Origin of the sequence: Microbacterium sp. CPCC 204701 (genome assembly GCF_004010105.1) — a bacterium.
Taxonomy (GTDB): domain Bacteria; phylum Actinomycetota; class Actinomycetes; order Actinomycetales; family Microbacteriaceae; genus Microbacterium.
In genome coordinates, this window is record NZ_RRYE01000312.1 from 1 (window position 1) to 3,604 (window position 3,604).

Consider the following 3,604-nt stretch of genomic DNA (forward strand, 5'->3'; position numbering starts at 1 on the left):
CGCGCCGCGCCGCCGCGATCGCCCGCTGGCCGGCGGGCAGCCATACGGCGAGGCCGATGACGACGAACGTGAGGACGCCGGCCGCGATCAGCAGCACCTCGATCGGCATCACATCGGCGAGCGGGCCGAACACGACCATGCCGATCGGCATCGCGACCGCCATCACGATGCCGACGAAGCCGAACACGCGGCCCTGGCGCTCGGGCTCGACCGTCTCCTGCAGCAGCGTCATCGACGGCGTCGAGAAGAACGGGACCGCGAGTCCGACGAAGAACATGAAGCCGAAGAACACCCACACGTTCGGCGACAGGCCGAGCCCGATCGAGAGAGCGCCGAACACGAGCGATGCCATCACGATCAGCCCGATCCGGCTGCGCTTGGCGAAGAGCGACGCCACCAGGATGCCGCCGAGCATCATGCCGATGCTGAACGCGATCTCGAGCACCGCGAGGTTGACGACGTCCTGCGCCTCGCCCGCCGGGAACGAGCGCACCAGCATCAGCGGCGTGAGATTCGAGGGGGCAACCGTCAGCAGGAAGATGATCGCGAACAGCACGAGCAGCCAACGCACGAACGCGTGGTGCACGATGTAGCGCACCCCGTCAACCAGGTCGGCGAAGTACCCGGTCTGCGCGTCGGCAGCCCGGCGGATCGTGCTGACCGGGATGAGCGCCAGGATGCCGACTCCGATGACCGCCGTGACGACGTCGATGAAGAAGATCGGGATGAGGGATGCCGCGGTGCCGTCCGTCGCGGCCGAGGCCCACGCGAAGATCGCGCCGGCCGCGGCCGGCGCGAGCAGCGCCATCGCCGATTGGATCGAGCCGTTCACGCCGTTCACGCGGATGAGATTGCGGGTCGGCACGATCTGCGGGATCAGTGCCGAGACCGCGGGCATCTGGATGCCGGCGCCCGCCGACCGGATCGCCATGGTGGCGAAGATCAGCCACACGGCGTCGTACCCGCTCATCATGATGAGCGCGAGCGCGAGCGTCGACAGGGCGATCGCGGTGTCGGCGCCCATGATGAGGTACTTGCGGTTGTGTCGGTCGGCCCATACTCCGCCGAAGATCGAGACGATCGCCTGCGGAAGGAATCCGAACACCGCCGCGAGCGTCATCACGAGCCCGGACTGGTACGTGATGGTCAGGTACCAGAACACCGCGTACTGAACCAGCATCGATCCGAACAGGCTGACGGTCTGCCCGCTCAGGAAGAGGACGACGTTCCGCTGCCAGCGCGGGGGATCGGCTGCGGCGGTGCCGGCATCCGTCACGTTCTCGTCGTCCGCGCGCGTCATGAATTGCTCCTCGTATGATGCTGATCTCGCGATATATCGCGAACGAACTCTAGCACGAGGGTCCGACACGCGTAGGGCGCGGGCGGCGTCAGCCGCCGTACGCGGCGAGCAGCTCCCTCGCGCCGTCGACGAGGGCGCCGATGCGTGCCGCGGCGTCCTCGCGCGACTCTCCGCGCACGTCGAGGTAGAGCTTCAGCTTCGGCTCGGTGCCGCTCGGGCGAACGATCACACGCGACCCGTCGGCGAGCCATAGCCGCAGCACGTCGCCCGGGGGAAGGTCCTCGACGCCGTCGAGGAGGTCGTCGACGCGGTCGACGGCGACCTCGCCGACGGATTCCGGATGCCGCGCCCGCAGGGCCGCCATGACCTCCGCGATCTGTGACACGTCGTCGACACGCACCGACACCTGGTCGCTCGCGAACGCGCCGAACGTGTCGTCGAACTCGCGGAGCAGGTCGGCCGGCGTCGCGCCGCGCAGGCGCGCCTCGGACACGAGACCCAGCATCGCGACAGCCGCCGAGATGCCGTCCTTGTCGCGCACGGTCTCGGGGTTGACGAGATAGCCGAGCGCCTCTTCGAAGCCGTAGACGATGCCGGGCGCGCGCGAGATCCACTTGAAGCCGGTGAGCGTCGCGTGGAAGTCGAGCCCGAAGTGCTCCGCCACCGCCTGAAGACCGGGCGACGACACCAGCGAGCACGCGAGCGAGGCGCCTTCCGGAACGCCCTCGGCCGTCGTGCGCTGCGCGGCGCGCCAGCCGAGCAGCAGTCCGATCTCGTTCCCGGTGAGCCGGCGCCAGCCGCCCTCGGCGTCGGCGTCGGGCAGCGCGATGGCGAGCCGGTCGGCGTCGGGATCGTTCGCGACGATGAGCTCGGCATCCGCCTCGCGCGCGGCGGCGAACGAGAGATCCATCGCGCCGGGCTCCTCGGGGTTCGGGAACGCCACGGTCGGGAACGTCCCGTCGGGGTCGAGCTGCTCCGTCACCGGAACGGGGGCGGGGTAGCCCGCCTGCTCGAGGATGCGCGAGAACGTCTCCCACCCGACGCCGTGCATCGCACTGTAGACCCAGCGCAGGCCTTCCGCTCCCGCCGGCGCCGGCGCGACGGCGGCCGTCGCAGCGATGTAGGCGTCGACGACGTCTTCGGTCGCGAGCTCGAACGCCAGCGAGCGCGGGAGCGTGCTGATGTCGGCGGCATCCGCCACCCGCTGGATGTGGGCGGCGATCTCGGCGTCGGCGGGCGACACGATCTGCGAGCCCTCGTCGGCGCCCCCGAGGTACACCTTGTAGCCGTTGTCGTTCGGCGGGTTGTGGCTCGCGGTGACCATGACGCCCGCCGCCGCACCGAAGTGGCGCACCGCGAAGGCCAGCACCGGCGTGGGGAGCAGACGCGGCATCAGGATCGCCCGCAGGCCGGCCCCGGCGAAGATCTCGGCCGAGTCGCGCGCGAACACGTCGGAGTTGCGGCGGCCGTCGTACCCGATGACGACGATGGGGGCGTCATCGAGGATGCCGGGAGTCTCGGGACCCTCGGCCTCCAGTGCATCCGCCGAGGGAGGCTCGGTCAGCGCCTCAGCCGGCGCCTCGGCGGGAAGTTCAGCGGGTGCCTCGGCCTTCTCGCCTGCGGGCGCGGAATCCTCTGTCGCAGGCTCGGCCGCGAGCGGCGGCATCCCCGCCCTCTCGCGCACGAAGGCGGCGAGCCCTGCTGCCGCCTGCGCCACGAGCACGCGGTTCATGCGGTTGCTGCCGGCACCGAGCTCGCCGCGGAGCCCGGCGGTGCCGAAGGCGAGACGCGTCGAGAACCGGTCGACGAGGTCGGCGGAGGCGGCTTCGTCGCCGGACTCCGCGGACGCGATCAGCTCGCGCAGCTCGGTGCGCGTCTCGCCGTCCGGGTCCTGCGCGAGCCACGCGCGAGCGGTGTCGAGCACCGAGTCCGGTTCTGCGGGCACCGAATCGGGTGCGGGCTCCTGGCGGTCGGCGTCGGCCGCGGGCACCTCGGCGTCGCTCACAGCGCCCCGATCACGCGGGCCAGCAGCGACGAGATGACCGGCTCGGCCTCACGCCCCGCCTCGATCACCTCTTGGTGGCTGAGGGGGGCCGCCTGGATGCCGGCCGCCATGTTGGTGATGAGCGAGAAGCCCAGCACCTCCATGCCCGCCTGGCGCGCCGCGATCGCCTCGAGCGCGGTCGACATGCCGACGATGTGGCCCCCGATCGTCTTGGCCATGTGCACTTCGGCGGGGGTCTCGTACTGGGGTCCGCGGAACTGGCAGTACACGCCTTCGTCCAGTGACGGATCGATGGTGCG

Annotated in this window: 3 protein-coding genes; all 3 read right to left on the bottom strand. The window is 70.8% G+C overall.

All coding sequences use genetic code 11. The annotated features are described in order from the left end of the window. On the bottom strand, positions 1–1,300 hold a 1,300-nt coding region (locus EIO58_RS14485), incomplete at its 3' end, for an MFS transporter (RefSeq protein ID WP_127820122.1). A gap of 88 nt (positions 1,301–1,388) precedes the next feature. Beyond that, the gene (locus EIO58_RS14490; RefSeq protein WP_240658888.1) at positions 1,389–3,245 is read right to left on the bottom strand and encodes a phospho-sugar mutase; all 1,857 of its coding nucleotides are present in this window, start codon (positions 3,243–3,245) and stop codon (positions 1,389–1,391) included. A 56-nt stretch (positions 3,246–3,301) separates the two neighbouring features. Further along, positions 3,302–3,604: phosphorylase family protein (locus EIO58_RS14495; protein ID WP_446723930.1), on the bottom strand; the 303-nt coding region annotated here is incomplete at its 5' end.